Source organism: Alphaproteobacteria bacterium (genome assembly GCA_017302575.1).
GTDB lineage: Bacteria > Pseudomonadota > Alphaproteobacteria > Rickettsiales > UBA3002 > JAFLDD01.
This window is the reverse complement of record JAFLDD010000001.1, coordinates 725,067-740,715: the sequence shown is the minus strand read 5'-3', so window position 1 is coordinate 740,715 and position 15,649 is coordinate 725,067. Positions and strand designations below refer to the sequence as shown.

Annotated in this window: 15 protein-coding genes; 12 read left to right on the top strand and 3 right to left on the bottom strand. The window is 50.7% G+C overall.

The genetic code is table 11. The features are described 5' to 3' along the window. Positions 1–69 precede the first annotated feature (69 nt). From J0M34_03845 to J0M34_03825, 5 genes are all read left to right on the top strand, one after another. Entirely contained in the window at positions 70–771 is a 702-nt protein-coding gene (locus J0M34_03845) for a ceramidase domain-containing protein (protein ID MBN8543379.1), read from the top strand. Further along, positions 768–1,424 (top strand): ceramidase domain-containing protein, encoded by a 657-nt coding sequence (locus J0M34_03840; GenBank protein ID MBN8543378.1) that lies wholly within the window; start codon positions 768–770, stop codon positions 1,422–1,424. The genes J0M34_03845 and J0M34_03840 overlap by 4 nt, the downstream gene beginning before the upstream one ends. A gap of 115 nt (positions 1,425–1,539) precedes the next feature. Beyond that, on the top strand, positions 1,540–3,849 hold the full coding sequence (gene metE / locus J0M34_03835; GenBank protein MBN8543377.1) for a 5-methyltetrahydropteroyltriglutamate--homocysteine S-methyltransferase: 2,310 nt from the start codon (positions 1,540–1,542) through the stop codon (positions 3,847–3,849). Between the two features lie 152 nt (positions 3,850–4,001). Continuing rightward, entirely contained in the window at positions 4,002–4,805 is an 804-nt protein-coding gene (locus J0M34_03830; GenBank protein MBN8543376.1) for a phasin family protein, read from the top strand. 76 nt (positions 4,806–4,881) lie between these two features. Continuing rightward, positions 4,882–5,304: an organic hydroperoxide resistance protein gene (locus J0M34_03825; protein MBN8543375.1), complete on the top strand. Its 423-nt coding sequence runs from the start codon at positions 4,882–4,884 to the stop codon at positions 5,302–5,304. On the opposite strand, the gene hemA is transcribed toward J0M34_03825, so the two are convergent. Together hemA and J0M34_03815 are read right to left on the bottom strand one after the other, a co-directional pair. Further along, positions 5,301–6,527: a 5-aminolevulinate synthase gene (hemA, locus tag J0M34_03820; GenBank protein MBN8543374.1), complete on the bottom strand. Its 1,227-nt coding sequence runs from the start codon at positions 6,525–6,527 to the stop codon at positions 5,301–5,303. The two genes, J0M34_03825 and hemA, sit on opposite strands and share 4 nt — an antisense overlap. 76 nt (positions 6,528–6,603) lie before the next feature. Further along, positions 6,604–7,626, bottom strand: coding sequence for a COX15/CtaA family protein (locus J0M34_03815; protein MBN8543373.1), 1,023 nt, complete (start codon positions 7,624–7,626; stop codon positions 6,604–6,606). 49 nt (positions 7,627–7,675) lie between these two features. Between J0M34_03815 and J0M34_03810 the strand changes: the two genes are divergently transcribed. The 7 genes from J0M34_03810 to J0M34_03780 all read left to right on the top strand — a co-directional run bounded on the left by J0M34_03810 (position 7,676) and on the right by J0M34_03780 (position 15,323). Continuing rightward, entirely contained in the window at positions 7,676–9,013 is a 1,338-nt protein-coding gene (locus J0M34_03810; protein ID MBN8543372.1) for a cbb3-type cytochrome c oxidase subunit I, read from the top strand. A 67-nt stretch (positions 9,014–9,080) separates the two neighbouring features. Next, the gene (locus J0M34_03805; GenBank protein ID MBN8543371.1) at positions 9,081–9,596 is read left to right on the top strand and encodes a glycine zipper 2TM domain-containing protein; all 516 of its coding nucleotides are present in this window, start codon (positions 9,081–9,083) and stop codon (positions 9,594–9,596) included. Positions 9,597–9,743: 147 nt separating this feature from the next. Next, positions 9,744–10,535 carry an enoyl-ACP reductase FabI gene (fabI, locus tag J0M34_03800; protein MBN8543370.1) on the top strand — a complete coding sequence of 264 codons (792 nt, stop codon included), beginning with the start codon at positions 9,744–9,746 and terminating at the stop codon, positions 10,533–10,535. Positions 10,536–10,605: 70 nt separating this feature from the next. Continuing rightward, complete coding sequence (locus J0M34_03795) at positions 10,606–11,178, top strand: hypothetical protein (GenBank protein ID MBN8543369.1); 573 nt, start codon at positions 10,606–10,608, stop codon at positions 11,176–11,178. A 45-nt stretch (positions 11,179–11,223) separates the two neighbouring features. Then, positions 11,224–12,288: a chorismate synthase gene (gene aroC, locus J0M34_03790; GenBank protein ID MBN8543368.1), complete on the top strand. Its 1,065-nt coding sequence runs from the start codon at positions 11,224–11,226 to the stop codon at positions 12,286–12,288. A gap of 42 nt (positions 12,289–12,330) precedes the next feature. Next, complete coding sequence (gene htpG / locus J0M34_03785) at positions 12,331–14,163, top strand: molecular chaperone HtpG (protein MBN8543367.1); 1,833 nt, start codon at positions 12,331–12,333, stop codon at positions 14,161–14,163. A gap of 86 nt (positions 14,164–14,249) precedes the next feature. Next, positions 14,250–15,323 carry a GGDEF domain-containing protein gene (locus J0M34_03780; GenBank protein MBN8543366.1) on the top strand — a complete coding sequence of 358 codons (1,074 nt, stop codon included), beginning with the start codon at positions 14,250–14,252 and terminating at the stop codon, positions 15,321–15,323. 12 nt (positions 15,324–15,335) lie between these two features. On the opposite strand, the gene J0M34_03775 is transcribed toward J0M34_03780, so the two are convergent. Further along, on the bottom strand, positions 15,336–15,530 hold the full coding sequence (locus J0M34_03775; GenBank protein MBN8543365.1) for a YdcH family protein: 195 nt from the start codon (positions 15,528–15,530) through the stop codon (positions 15,336–15,338). Positions 15,531–15,649: the final 119 nt, after the last annotated feature.

Sequence of the window (15,649 nt, the reverse complement as noted above, 5' to 3'; positions counted from 1 at the left end):
CTGCGACGCAGCTAAAAATAACGATATTTTTCAGGCGATTGTGGCATAAAAATCTGCTATATCTGAAGCATGGAGCCAACCTTATCGCACTTATATGGTGTTTGCGAACGTCACGCAGAGGGCTTGTTCGCCGAACCACTTAATGTGATTTCCAATCTCGGATTCATCTATGTTGCGGTGGCGATCTATCGCTTTTACCACAAGCACGAAGACGTAATGGGGCGTTGGATATGGGATATTCACGCGCTCACCTTTCTTACGTTCTTCATTGGCATCAACAGCATCATCTTCCACGCTTACCCAAACACCACGACGGAGTTGATGGATACGATTCCCATCGTGCTCTTCATCATGATCTATTTCGTTAGCGTGATTTTCCGTATCGGGCGCACCACGCTGTTTCAGGGGATTGTCTGCCTCGTTGCATTTGTAGGTTTCTCACACGTGCTAGTGCATCAATTCCCACGCGCACTTAACGACTCGATTGGCTACCTCTCTTCGATGATCGCCTTGGTGATTATCGCCGTGTATCTCAACATGAAGCGTCGCCCCAGTGCGAATCAATTCATGCTTGCGGCGATCATTGGCATCACCTCGCTCTTTTGCCGCGCGATTGACCGCGAAGTGTGTGACCTCTTTCCGCTTGGTACGCACTTCCTGTGGCACTCGCTCAATGCTACGCTGCTTTACATTTTGCTGAAGCAGATTGTTCGCAACGTAAACCGCGAGGCGCGTCTCAAGCGCATGGCGGGTGATTCGAGCGCGATATGAGCGACCCAAACATAACCAACTACCTAGACGCATACTGCGAACGTGCAGGTGATGCAGGTTTATGGGCAGAGCCGCTCAACGCAATTACCAACCTCGCGTTTATCATTGCAGCCTATTACGCGGCACGTGCGCTGCGCGGGAATCATTTCAAGACGCATTGGGATTTATGGCTACTCACACTTACCCTGTTTAGTATTGGGGTTGGTTCTGGCCTCTGGCACCTCTATGCCACGCAAGAAACCATGCTGGCGGATGTCATTCCGATTGGCATCTTCATTCATCTGTTTTTCTACGCAGCGCTGCGCCGTGCATTCGAGCTTTCATGGTTCAAATCGCTCATGGGGGTTGGTGCATTCATCGCTGTATCCTATGTCGCGGGTAAATACCTGCCTCCTGATATGCTCAATGGCAGCGTCATGTATTTGCCTGCTATTTCAGCACTGGCACTCTTTACGGTCTTGCTTAAAATAAAGGCGCATCATGCTGCGCGCGGCTTTGCAGTTGCGTTGGGTGTTTTCATCCTTTCCATCACTTTCCGTACGCTAGATCTAAGTATTTGCAGCACTCTGCCCATCGGTACGCACTTTTTATGGCACTGTTTCAATGCCTTTGTGCTCTACCGCTTGCTTCTATCGCTCGTCCACAGGCCTTAGAAAGGCTTGCTTTTCCTAATTCCAAGGCTATAAACGCCCTCCCGATTGAGGCGCAGCCATGCGCCTTGTGGCTTCCCATGGTGGGTTGCCGACAAGCTATCGAAAGGAGCTACACATGGCCATTTCCGCGAACCTAGGTTTCCCACGTATTGGTGCAAACCGTGAATTGAAAAAAGCACTCGAGTCTTTCTGGAAGGGTGAACTAAACGAAGCCTCGCTCGAAGCGACGGCAAAAGAAATCCGCGCGACCAACTGGAAGCACCAGCAAGCTACAGGTATCGCGCATATCGCCAGTGGTGATTTTGCGTATTATGACCAAGTTCTCAACCACACTCACATGTTCGGTGCGATTCCACCTCGCTACGAAGCACTCAAAACCAAAGATAAGTTGAGCCTGTATTTCGCGATGGCGCGTGGCCACCAGAAAGACGGTGTGGACGTCGTGGCAATGGAAATGACCAAGTGGTTCGACACTAACTACCACTACATCGTGCCAGAATTTGATACCGATACCAAATTCTCGCTCACCCATAACTATCCGCTTGAGCAGTTCAATGAAGCAAAAGCACAAGGCATCACCACCCGTCCGGTAGTGATTGGCCCCGTGACCTTCCTGAGCCTTGGTAAAACCCGCAGTGGTGGCAATGCTCTCGACCTATTGCCAAAACTGCTGCCTGTGTACCAACAAGTTCTCAAGTCCCTCAAAGACGCTGGCGCAGAATGGGTGCAGATTGACGAGCCATTCTTGGCACTCGACCTGTCGGACGACCAAAAGAAAGCCTACATCGAAGCATTTGATGCACTGAAAACATCGGGGCTCAAAATCATGCTGACCACGTACTTCGCGGGTCTGCGTGATAACGCTGCATTGACCTTTGCTCTGCCAGTGGATGGTGTGCATATCGACCTCGTACGTGAGCCAGGCCAGCTTGATGCTGCGCTTACCAACGTGAAACCAAACCAAGTGCTCTCGCTCGGTGTGGTGAATGGTCGTAACATCTGGAAAACTAATTACGAAGCGGCGCTAAAACTCATCGACCGCGCACTCGAAAAAGTGCCAAGCGAGCGTTTGGTCATTGCGGGTTCATGTTCGCTCCTGCATTCGCCCGTAGATTTGAACAACGAAACCACCCTCGATAGCGAAATTAAATCGTGGTTGGCGTTCGCCGTTCAGAAGCTCGACGAAATTGCGTTGCTCACCAAGGCAACCAATGATCGCAATGCAGAGGATGTACAAGCAGCACTCGCTGCCAATGCAAAAGCAATGCAAACGCGTGCTACCAGCAAACGCATCCATGATGATGCAGTAAAAGCGCGTATGGCAAAACTGAACGACGACATGCTCAAGCGTAAGTCGGAATTCAAAAACCGCATCGGCGCGCAAGACGCATTGTTGAAGCTGCCGCTATTGCCAACCACCACCATCGGTTCCTTCCCGCAGACGGTTGAGATTCGTGAAGCGCGCGCGCAATTCAAGGCGGGCAAACTTACCGAAGCGCAATATGACGCGTTCTTGGAAGAGAAAACCAAAGAATGTATCAAGTACCAAGTGGACGCTGATATCGACGTGCCCGTGCACGGAGAATTCGAGCGTAACGACATGGTCGAGTATTTTGGTGAACAACTGAAGGGCTACACCTTCACCAAGAATGGTTGGGTGCAGTCGTATGGTTCGCGCTGCGTGAAGCCGCCAGTTATTTTCGGTGACGTATCGCGCCCACAAGCAATGACCGTGCGTTGGACCAAGTTCGCTCAGTCACTGACCGATCGCCCAGTAAAAGGCATGCTTACGGGCCCAGTAACGATCTTGCAGTGGAGCTTCGTGCGTGACGATCAGCCACGCGAAATCACCTGTAAACAAATTGCACTCGCGATTCGCGATGAAGTGGAAGATCTCGAAAAAGCAGGCATTCGTCTCATTCAGATCGACGAGCCAGCCGTGCGTGAAGGCTTGCCACTGCGCGCATCGGATCGCCCAGCATATCTGACATGGGCAGTAGATAGCTTCCGTCTTTCTGCAGCCGTGGTTGAAGATGCAACGCAGATTCACACCCACATGTGCTATGCTGAGTTCAACGACATCATGCCAAATATCGCGGCGATGGATGCCGATGTAATCTCCATCGAAACGTCACGCTCAGCGATGGAATTGCTCGATGCTTTCGTTGATTTCAAATATCCAAACCAGATTGGACCCGGCGTATACGACATTCACTCGCCACGCGTGCCAAGAGAAGAAGAGATGACCAAACTTCTTCGCAAAGCGCTCGAAGTGTTGGAGCCATCGCAGGTTTGGGTGAATCCAGATTGCGGTCTTAAGACACGCGGCTGGAAGGAAGTAGACCCAGCACTTCGCGCCATGGTTGCATCTGCCAAGAAGCTACGTAGTGAGTTGAAAGCTCACAAAAAAGTAGCAAACGGCTAAGGCATAACGCTTTATTAATGGCTGGAATCGGCCATTTATCACAGCCGTCAGCTATTTTTGCATTGCAGCATTTTTATGCGTTTGTGAGCTTGACTCATAAGCGAATAGCGCTATATTCGCTGCATTGCAAAATCGACCCTTAGGAGAGTACCATGAGCAAAAGAAAAACCAAAAAGCCTGCAGCAAAAAAGTCAGCAGCAAAGAAGCGTGCATCTGCACCTTTGAAATCTGCGACAGCAAAACAAGCGACGAGCCAAGATTGGACACAGCAATCAGCTAAGCTGTACCAACTGCCATTCGCACAAGGCGACATGAACAAGGCTGCAAAGGATATGCAGTCAATGACCGAGCAAGCCGTAAAAGCATCAACCGATTTGATGCAGCAATTTTTCGGTGGCGCGAAGGGTTTCGACACCAGCAAACTCTTGAGCCAGTTCGATCCTTCGAAAGCATTCGCTCAGTTCGATGCGTCGAAAGCGTTTGGTCAATTTGATCCTTCGAAAATGTTCAGCCAATTTGCAGATGCTGCAAAAGGTTCAGAAAAAGCGTTCAGCTTCGGTAAAGACGCAAGCGCACACTTGCAAAAGAGCGCGCAAGGCGCAACCAAAGCAGTTAACGAAGCGGTAGAACTTTCACGCGAGAATGCTGAAGCTGCTATGCAGTGCGGTAACATCGCGGTGAGCGTTTCGAAAAACATCAGCGCAGAGATCATCAACTACGCGAACAAAGCATTCGCGCAGAATGTTGAACTCAGCAAACAAATCTTCAACTGCCGCACGCTGAACGACATGTTCGACCTCAGCAGCAAGTTTTTCAAATCGAACCTTGATGGTTTGTTTAACGAGTCGTTGAAAGTGTCGGAATTGGCATTTAGCGGCGCTTCGGAAATTTCAGAGCCGCTCAATGAGCGCGTTGCTGAATCGACCGAGCGCTTCGTGAAAGCAGTTGCCGCATAATGGCTACTGCCACGCACTAATCTAAAAGGCTCGCCAAACGGCGGGCCTTTTTTATTTCAACCCAAAGGAGCAACTCATGAAAAAATTATATACGGCACATGCAACTACCACTGGCGGACGTGATGGGCTGAGTAAAAGCGATGATGGCCTGATTAACCTCAAGCTTGCGCGTCCGGGAAGTGGTGTAGGCAGTAACCCAGAGCAGCTGTTTGCCGCAGGCTATTCAGCATGCTTTGGCAGCGCCGTGCAATACGTTGCGCAGCTACAAAAAATCGAAACGGGTGAGGTGAGTGTCACCGCAGACGTAAGTCTGCATCAAGGCGATGATGGATTTTCGATTAGCGTGGTGCTGAATGTGAGCCTGCCAAAACTGGATGCGCAGGCTGCTCAAGCGCTGGTCGAGAAGGCGCATACGGTATGTCCATACTCCAAGGCAACGCGCGGTAATATCGAAGTAACCTTGAATGCAAATGGTCAGGCAGTCGCCAAAGCCGCTTAAGCGACTTTGCGCGCTTCCGCTTCATCGAAGCGAATGTTGAGGCGGCTATAAACTTCTACCAATGCGTCGGTGAGGTGCTGCATCATTTCCATCGTGTGGAATGGGGTAGGGGTAAAGCGCAGACGCTCTGTGCCACGGCGCACAGTAGGATAGTTAATGGGCTGGACGTAGATGTTATATTCTTCCAGCAGAATATCGGAAGCTTGCTTGCACAGGACAGGGTCGCCCACCATCGCTGGAACGATATGGGTTGGTGTATCCAGAATCGGGATGCCCGCATCACGCAGCATTGATTTTAACGTCGCTGCATTGGCTTGGTGCTGTTCGCGCTCGGCCGATGAATGCATGAGATAGCGAATACTCGCATTGGCGCCTGCCGCAACTGCGGGGGGAAGCGAGGTGGTGAAAATAAAGCCAGGTGCGACGGAGCGAATCGCGTCCACGATATTTCTGCGGCTGGCAACGTACCCGCCAATCACGCCATATGCTTTCGCCATGGTGCCTTGAATGATATCGACTTCGTCCATCAGCCCGTCACGCTCAGCGATACCAGCCCCATGCGGACCATACATACCCACGGCATGCACTTCATCGAGGTAAGTGAGGGCATTATATTGGCGGGCAAGCGAGCAGATATCTCTGATAGGGCCGATATCACCGTCCATCGAATATACGGACTCAAACGCGATAACTTTGGGACGTTTTGCATCCACGCTATCGAGCAACTTGGCGAGGTGATCAACATCGTTATGGCGGAACACTTTTTTCTCTGCACCAGATTGGCGGATACCATGAATCATCGACGCATGGTTTTGCGCGTCGGAGAATATAATCGCGTCAGGCAGCATCGCGCCGAGCGTTGCAAGTGTTGCTTCATTCGCAACATACCCCGAGGTGAATACCAACGCCGCTTCTTTCTGGTGAAGCGCTGAAATGGTTTCTTCCAACTCGACGATGCAATGATGCGTACCAGAGATATTGCGCGTACCACCAGCGCCAGCGCCCATGGTATCAATAGCCTGCTTCATCGCTTCACGAACGGTAGGGTGCTGACCCATGCCCAAATAATCATTCGCACACCAAACGGTGACTTGCTGACCGGTACGTTCACACAATGCTTTAGGGAATGCTCCGACCTGACGCTTCAGGTCAGTGAACACGCGGTAGCGGCCCTCTGCTTTAATATCAGCAATCGCCGCGTCAAATAGTGCGTCGTAATTCATCAATTCCGTATTAGTGACGTTTTTTCTTGTTGTACTTGTCCTAAGTCAAGTCGCCCTTACGAGCAAGAATAAAGCGTTATTTTTTCAGTGGCAGCGCATAGATAATGCGCACCAATACGGCAATCAGCAACAGTGCATTGAGTTGGTGGAGGCTGGCAAGCCAGATATTCACCACAGAAATAAGCGTATAAATGCCTAAAGCGAACTGTAATAACAGCACCCACATTAAGTTTTTGAGCCGCTCGCGCTCCATAATGTGCATGCGCGGATAGGCGTAATACATGAAGGCAAATGTAGCGATGACTAATACAACTGCCGCCATGCGGTGTTGGAACTGTACCATGGGCACATGCTCAAGGTGATTGAGCCACCATGGCTCTAGTAGTGCAATGCCGTTGGGCACTAATTTACCGTCCATCAAAGGATAGGTATTGTAGATCAAACCAGCATCAAGCCCCGCCACTAACGCACCGAGGAAGATCTGGATAGCGGTGAGAAAAAGCAGTGCGCGTGCCGCAATCGCCGCGCCACGATGCGAGGAATGCCGAGGCTGACCATGAATCTGCAGCCATGTCCAATAGACATAAGCAAAAATACTAAAGGCGAGTGTGAGATGAATGCCAAGTTTAATAGGCGCGACGCGTGGCTGGTTTTCAAGGCCGCTTGCCACCATAATCCAACCAACGGTGCCTTGTGCGGCCACCAAAATCCCTGCAATTGCCATGCGTTTTAAGAGTGGTGCGGGCAGCATGCGTTTGGTTGCAAAATAAATCCACGGCAGCAGAAACACCAAACCCGTAATGCGCCCAGCGACACGGTGAATATATTCTAGCCAGAAAATGCCTTTGAAATCTTCCACCGTGAAATGTGCATTCTTGTGAATGAATTCAGGGCTGGATTGGTATTCGGTGAATTCGCGTTGCCATGCATCTTTGCTTAGCGGCGGAAGAATGCCCGTGATGGGCTTCCATTCGACAATCGACAAACCCGATTCGGTAAGCCGCGTTACGCCACCAATCAGAACCATCAACACGACCATGGCCATGCAAGCAATCAGCCAGCGTGAAATAGAAGGGAGGTGGATTGGGAGTGGTTGCATGTTGACTGTCCCATAGAACGCTCTAAGGTGCCGCGCAAGAGGAGAATCTATGCAAAACACTCCGTATCACTGGCCGAAACGATGGCTCATGCTTGGTGTTACAGCACTTGCTATTGCGGGTTTGTTCTCACTCGTTCTGGTAATCGCGCGCACGCCTCAGCTTGCTGCCTTCAAAGACCTCTTCTCGGTAGCACTGGTGGTGCATGTTGATCTCTCGGTACTAGTATGGTTCCTTGCTGTCATGTGCGTGGGTATGGCGATGTTCATTCAAACCTACCAACGCGAACCCTTGCCCGTGATTGCGCCCGCCAGTTGGTGGTGCATGGCAATAGGCACATTCTGTATGACAATCTCACCCCTCACGGGTGAGTGGGAAGTCATCAAGAGCAATTATATTCCCGTATTATTTAATGGATTCTTCTTCCTTGGCCTCGCGTTGATTGCTGCCGCAATCTTGCTTGTCAGCGTACACCTAATTATTGTCGCGCTGGGGCGTGAATTTGCGTCACACACCAAGCACGGCAACACTGCCGTTGATATGGGCTGGGTCACCATTGCCATCATCCTGCTGGTAGCGCTGTGCATGTTCTACTTAAGCGGCGAAGCTATGCCCGCAGGCCAAACCCACCAGCACTTCTTCGAGCTGCTCTTCTGGGCTGGTGGCCATACGCTGCAATTCGCTTACACAATGGTGATGATGTTGGCATGGCTAGCGCTTGCTAAGAAAGTCATCGCACGTCCTGTCGCGCCTGCGTGGGTGCTGATGGTGCTTTGGTTGCTTTCGCTCGGCGCGGCGATGGTGCCGCTCTACGCGTTCACCCAATACACTATCGACGATCAGGCGTTCATCAATCACTTCACCGATATCATGATCGAATGGGGCGGCGTTGCTCCAAGTATTCTGTTCGTAGCGCTGCTTTGGGGTTTAGTGCGCCACTGGGGTGCAACGCGTGAGTATCGTGCCTGTGCCTCGGCGCTTATTACGTCGATGGCGCTATTTGCGGCGGGTGGATTGTTAGGCTTAATGATTCAAGGGCAGAACGTCACCATTCCTGCGCATTATCATGGCGCAATCGTCGGCGTAACCTTAGCGCTCATGGGCTATGCCTATGCATTGCTACCACGTTTTGGTTGTCGCGCTGTGACGAGCTGGCGTAGTGCGTTCTGGCAGCCTATTTTATATGGGGTAGGGCAGGTTATGCACATTGGCGGCCTCGCCTATTCAGGTGGATACGGTGTGTTGCGCAAAACGGCAGCCGCAGGGCAGACCTACGCACCTGAAGTCAAAATCGCGCTGGGAGTCATGGGTTTAGGCGGATTATTGGCGATTATCGGGGGGTTAATGTTCGTCGTGGTGGTATGGCGTTCGACCCGTGCGCAGGGGTAACACATACTTGCGCGTATAACGAATGCAGAGTAGAAGCTGCGTGGCATTTACAACAGGAGATTTACGAATGCGTATGAAACAAATCGTGGCGTTAAGTACCGTAGCAATCATGCTGACAGCGTGCGGCGCACAGAATGCAGAAAATGCACGCCAAGGTGGCGTAATGGGTGGTGGTGGCATCACGAAAAGTGATGTGGGCACCGTAGGTGGCGCAGTTGCAGGCGCAGTGATTGGTTCGAAAATCGGTGGCGGTAGCGGTCGTACCGCAGCAATCGCAATCGGTACACTGCTTGGTGCAGGTGTAGGTCACGAAATTGGCGCATCGCTCGACCGTGCGGACATGAGCTACTACAACAAGACACAGCAGCAAGCGCTTGAGACAGCACCTGCTGGTCAGACACTGCCATGGAACAACCCAGAGTCGGGTAATTCAGGTAGCTTCACCCCGTCAAACTACTACCAGACGGCGGAAGGCAGCTATTGCCGTGAATTCAACCAGACCATCAATGTGGGTGGCAAGACTGAGCAAGCCTATGGTACGGCCTGCCGCCAGCCTGATGGCTCATGGAAAGTGACCCAATAGCCTGAGGGATTCAAAAATAACGAAAAAAACCCTCATCCGCACTTCTCATTTCAAAAAAGAGGTGGTATCGGATGGGGGTTCTTTTTTTATGACCACGAGAGACAGAATATGACCGAGAAAGAAGTGCAGATTCCACAAGGTGCCCTCATGAAGGGTAAGCGCGGCCTGATTATGGGCGTCGCCAATGACAAATCACTAGCATGGGGCATTACCCAATATCTCGCTGCCCAAGGCGCTGAGATCGCCTTCACCTATCAAGGTGAAGCACTTGAAAAACGCGTTCGCCCATTGGCGGAATCCGTTGGCAGCAAGCATATTCTGCCATGCGATGTCACGGATGCAGCAAGTATCGACGCAGCATTTAACACCTTGGAAAAGGACTGGGGATCGCTGGACTTTGTGGTGCATGCGATTGGCTTTTCCGACAAGAACGAGCTCAAAGGCAAATACGTAGACACCAGCTTGCCGAACTTCCTCAACTCGATGAACGTATCGGTCTATAGCTTCACGGCTGTCTGCAAGCGCGCCTATCCACTCATGAAAAATGGTGGCTCACTCCTCACGCTTACCTATCTGGGCGCTGAGCGCGTGGTGCCGCATTATAACGTGATGGGCTTATGCAAAGCCGCACTTGAAACCTCGGTGAAATATCTGGCGGTGGATCTGGGTGAATATAACATTCGCGTCAATTCGATTTCTGCGGGCCCTGTAAAAACCTTGGCTGCTATGGGTATTGGCGATTTCCGCTACATCCTGAAATGGAATGAGCTTAACTCACCGCTCAAGCGCAACACCACGATTGAAGACGTGGGCGGTGCGGGCCTCTATCTGCTGTCCGACTTGGGTGCAGGCACAACGGGCGAGAATCTGCATGTTGATAGCGGCTACCATGTGGTTGGCATGAAAGCTATCGACGCACCAGATATTGCGTTGGTGTAGCGTTTTTCTCGTTATTAACCTAGTGTTAACCAAGTCTTGTTAGCTTTCGTAGGCAATACAAGGAAACCCCATGGTTAAAAAGAAAACCTCAGTCACGGATGTTGATTTGCAGGATACCCAATCGTTTGGAAATCCAGATCTACAATTTCGTACTGAGCTTCGCAAAAAACTACGTGATATGAATGAAACGCTTGGCGCTATCAATGAGGCGTATGATCTCACTCCTCTACATCAATTGGGCTATTGCGTGAGTACCAGCAGTAAAGCAGATGACAAGGATTGGATTTTAGGTGGCCCAGCCGAAAAAATATATCGCATCAATCTCGAACGCGAAGCCCATGATTACCCACCGCAAATACCAAAAGATGTAATTGATGCGGCCGATATCAACCACAATACATTGCATGTCGCGCAAAGTTTTGCGCTGGGCTGTAAATTATATTTGGATAACCCACGCAGTATTGCCGAAAATTTGCCGCGTATTATTATCTCTGCAGAAAAAATGTTGGAAGATGTTCAGCGCATTGAACGACGTACGGGGCATGATTTAAGTGGTTATACTGAATACTTCGTGGATATTATCGATATGTGTCATAAGTTCATCGAAAGCCAGCAAGGGCAGGCTTCGGGCGTCTTTCACTAGCTATCCTATTGAATATCGTAAAGCGGGCATGTATAGCAGAAGGCTATGGCATCCAATTCATTCGGCAATCTGTTTCGTTTCACCACATGGGGCGAGTCTCATGGTGAGGCGATTGGTTGCGTGGTGGATGGGTGCCCATCGCTGATTTCACTCACCGAAGCAGACATCCAACCATTTTTGGATAAACGCAAACCCGGTCAGAATAAATTCACTACGCAACGTCGTGAAGCGGACGAGGTAAAAATCTTGAGCGGTACGTTCGAAGGTAAAACCACGGGCACGCCGATTTCGCTGATTATTTATAACCAAGACCAAAAGTCGAAAGACTATGGCGACATTAAAGACAAGTTCCGCCCCGCCCATGCTGATTTTACCTATGACGCGAAATACGGCATTCGTGATTACCGTGGCGGCGGGCGTTCTTCCGCGCGCGAAACGGCCATGCGCGTTGCCGCAGGTGCGATTGCGCGTAAAATTCTCAAGGGCGTGAAAATCACGGGGTACTTGGTTGAAATGGGTGGTGATGGTATCGACCGCTCCAAAATCAATCTCAAAGAAATCAGCAAAAATCCCTTCTGGTGCCCCGATGCGAAGGCGGCAGCGCGCTGGGCAACGTCGCTCGATAAAGCGCGTAAAGACGGTTCCTCACTCGGTGCGGTGATTGAAGTGGTGGCCGAGGGCGTGCCCGCAGGCTGGGGCGACCCCATTTATAATAAGCTCGATGCAAAATTGGCCGAGGCGATGATGAGCATCAACGCCGTGAAAGCCGTCGAGATTGGTGATGGTTTCGCAGCCGCTAAATTGCGCGGCGAAGAAAATGCCGACCGTATGCGCGCTAAGGGAAAGAACGTTGAATTCCTCAGCAACCATGCAGGTGGCATCTTGGGTGGTATTTCAAGCGGCCAACCGATTGTCGTGCGCTTCGCGGTAAAGCCAACAAGTTCGATTCTGCAACCCGTGGAAACCGTGACTAAGGGCGGAAAGAATACCGACATCATGACCAAAGGCCGCCATGACCCATGTGTGGGCATCCGTGCTGTGCCGATTGGTGAAGCGATGATGGCCTGCGTTCTGGCGGATGCCTATCTGAGCTTCAAGGCCTTGAAATAGTCGAAAAACGCGCCATATACCGTGCAGAGACGGAGTAAGACTATGGCAAAAGCAGCAAAAAAGACCACCGAACCACACGCAGAGCTTCATACGTTCGACGCTGAGATAGCGCGCGTACTGCACTTGATGATCCATGCGCTGTATACCAACCGCGATATCTTCCTGCGTGAGCTTATCTCAAACGCTTCTGATGCGTGCGATAAGTTACGTTATCAGGCCGCGCAAAATGATGCGCTTCTTAAGGATAATCCTGATCTGAAAATCCATCTTTCTTTTGATGCCAAAGCTAAGACTATCACCATTGAGGATACCGGCATCGGCATGAACCGCGAGGACATGATGGCCCATCTCGGCACCATCGCCAAATCTGGCACGCGCGAGTTCTTCGAGCAGATTGAAAAAAACAAGGACACCAATCTCATCGGCCAATTTGGTGTGGGTTTCTATTCTGCCTTCATGGTGGCAGAGAAAGTCACCGTGGAATCACGCAAAGCAGGTGAAGAAGACGCGTGGTGGTGGGAATCTGAAGGGGCAGGCAGCTACACGGTTTCTCCTGCGGCATCGCGTCCACGCGGTACGACTATTACGCTGTATCTGAAGGACGACGCAAAAGAATATCTCGATAAGCATAAGCTCAGCTTTATCACTAAAACCTATTCCGATCATGTGTCCTTCCCCATAAGCCTGACAGACGAGGAGGGGGTGACCCAAACCCTCAATGACGGCTCAGCGATTTGGACGCGCAATAAAAGCGATGTGACGGAAGAGCAGTATCAGGAATTTTATCGCCATATCGCCCATAGCCCAGAAAAGCCATGGATGGTGTTGCACAATAAAGCAGAAGGAAAGGTGGAGTACACCAACCTACTGTTCATCCCAGGCATGAAGCCGTTTGATCTGTTCCACCCCGAGCGCAAGCGCCGCGTGAAGCTTTACGTAAAGCGCGTATTCATTACCGACGAAGGCGTCGACCTTGTTCCAGCTTATATGCGTTTTTTGCGTGGTGTGATCGACTCGTCAGACCTACCACTGAACATCAGTCGTGAAACGCTACAAAAGAATGCGGTGCTCACTAAGATTCGTGAATCCATTACCTCACGCGTGCTTGCCGATCTGAAAAAGCGCGCAGAAAAAGAACCCGAAGAATACGCAAAGTTCTGGAGCAACTTTGGCCCCGTACTGAAAGAGGGTTTGTGCGAAGCTACCGAGCCACGCGATAAAATTCTCGATGCGTGCAGGTTCCACTCCACGCATGGTGATGCCATGACATCGCTGACCGAGTACAAATCGCGCATGAAATCTGACCAAGAGGCAATTTACTACATCACGGGTGATTCGCTGAAAGCCCTGCAAAACAGCCCACAAATCGAGGGCTTCAAGCAACGTGGCATCGAGGTGCTGCTGCTCACCGACCATGTCGATGACTTCTGGACGAACGTAACCCTGAAATACGGTGAGACTCCGTTCAAATCAGTGTTACGTGCAGGCAAGGATTTTGAAAGCAAAGCAGAAGCTAACCAAGATTCACCATCCGTACAGTCATTGATAGATGCAATGAAGAAATTATATGGCGAGGAAGTGCGTGATGTGCGCACCACCCAACGCTTGGCCGATAGCTCTGTGTGTTTAGCGATAGGTGAAGGCGATATGGACATGCGCATGGAACGCTTCTTGGCCGAGCATAACCAATTGCCAAGACGCATGCCTAAAATCCTTGAAGTGAACCCCAACCACCCACTGATTCAGAAGCTGGCAGACGGGCATGACGAGGATAGTTTATGGCTATTGCTAGACCAGGCGCGCATTGCAGAAGGCGAGCCAGTTAGTGATATCGCAGCTTTCAGCAAGCGCTTGAATGCCAAGCTTTTAGGCTAAAATCGCTGCAGCGCACTATCATTTACGCATTCTTAATAAATACCTGCTAAGACTCATAGGTAACAATAATAACATATGAGGTCCGTATGGCTGCTCAATCAGCAAAAATAACAAAGACCTCGGCAATCAAGCGACTCTGGAAAAACAAGGCGAAACGCGGCTGGCGCAAAGGCAAGCAGGCGATCGAGCATATTGTTACGATTCAACAGCTCAAAGATGAGTTGGAAATTCTGAGTAGTTATTCAACGGATACCGTCTATCGCCTCGACTATGAAACCATGCATTATAGCTACGTCAGCCCGAATGCTACGAAGCTGCTTGGTTATACGCCAGATGAGTTGAAGCGCATGAATGTGCGCACGCTCATTATCGAAACACGCCTTATTGAAGGCGGCGTGAAGCAAGTGGAAAGCTATGCTGGCTTGGAACTGATGCGCAAAAATCGTGAAGTGCAAAAATGGCAAGCAGACTACCTGATGCGCACTAAGGATGGCCGCAAAATATGGGTGTCGGACATTTCCTATCCATGGCACGATAAGAATGGCAAACTACTTGGCTCGGTGGGAAGCCTGCGCGATATCACCGACCGTATCTATGCCGAAGAACAACTCAAAGAAGCAGTGACCGAACTTGTTAGTCGCGATGCGCTGACTGGTCTGCCACTGCGTAAGCAATTCTTCGCCAAACTCGAAGACGAAGTGAAGCGTACACGCCGTAGCGGTAAAGACGCAGCGTTATTGATGATCGATATTGATAAGTTCGCCGCGCTCAATCAACAGCATACCGAACCATTTGGCGATTTCGTATTACAGGAAGTCACGAAACTTATTCTTTCCTGTTTACGTGAAACCGATATGGCCGCGCGCGTAGCGGGCGAGGAATTCGCTATCGTGCTGCCTGATACAAGTATCGAAGGCGCTTATTGGGTGGCCGAGCGTATTCGCACCACCGTGAATAGCCATCATTTCACCTCGCGCCATAGTTCGCAGCCAGTGCAGCTAACCTTATCGATTGGCGTGGCAACCAGCCGTGAAACCCAAGAGCAAGACGCAGGCATGCTACTCTCGCTTGCCGATCACCGCATGAGTCAGGCTAAGCAAAAAGGCCGCAACCAAGTGGTGACGGGTGAATTCGTCGAGCAGTCAGGCGTAATTCATTAAACGAAAAAACGCCTAAGCGGGTTGGTCGGGGAACATTTCCATTTCAAGCATGGAAATTTGATCGCGCATGCGAAGCTTCTGCTTCTTGAGTTGCGCTAAACGGAACTCGTTATCAGTACCCACGAGTTGTGAAATTTCACTATCAAGTTTACGGTGCTGTTCGCGTAGCTCATCGAGCTGCTTCAAGATCACGACGTCGTCATTCATAGGTACTTGCCATTGCATTAACATGTTGTTGCCTTACCGAGCTGTTATTACGTGTTTTTATAATTAGATGGGGAAAGTAGCACAAAAAATAGGCAGTTCCAACCGCTTTTGCGGGGCGT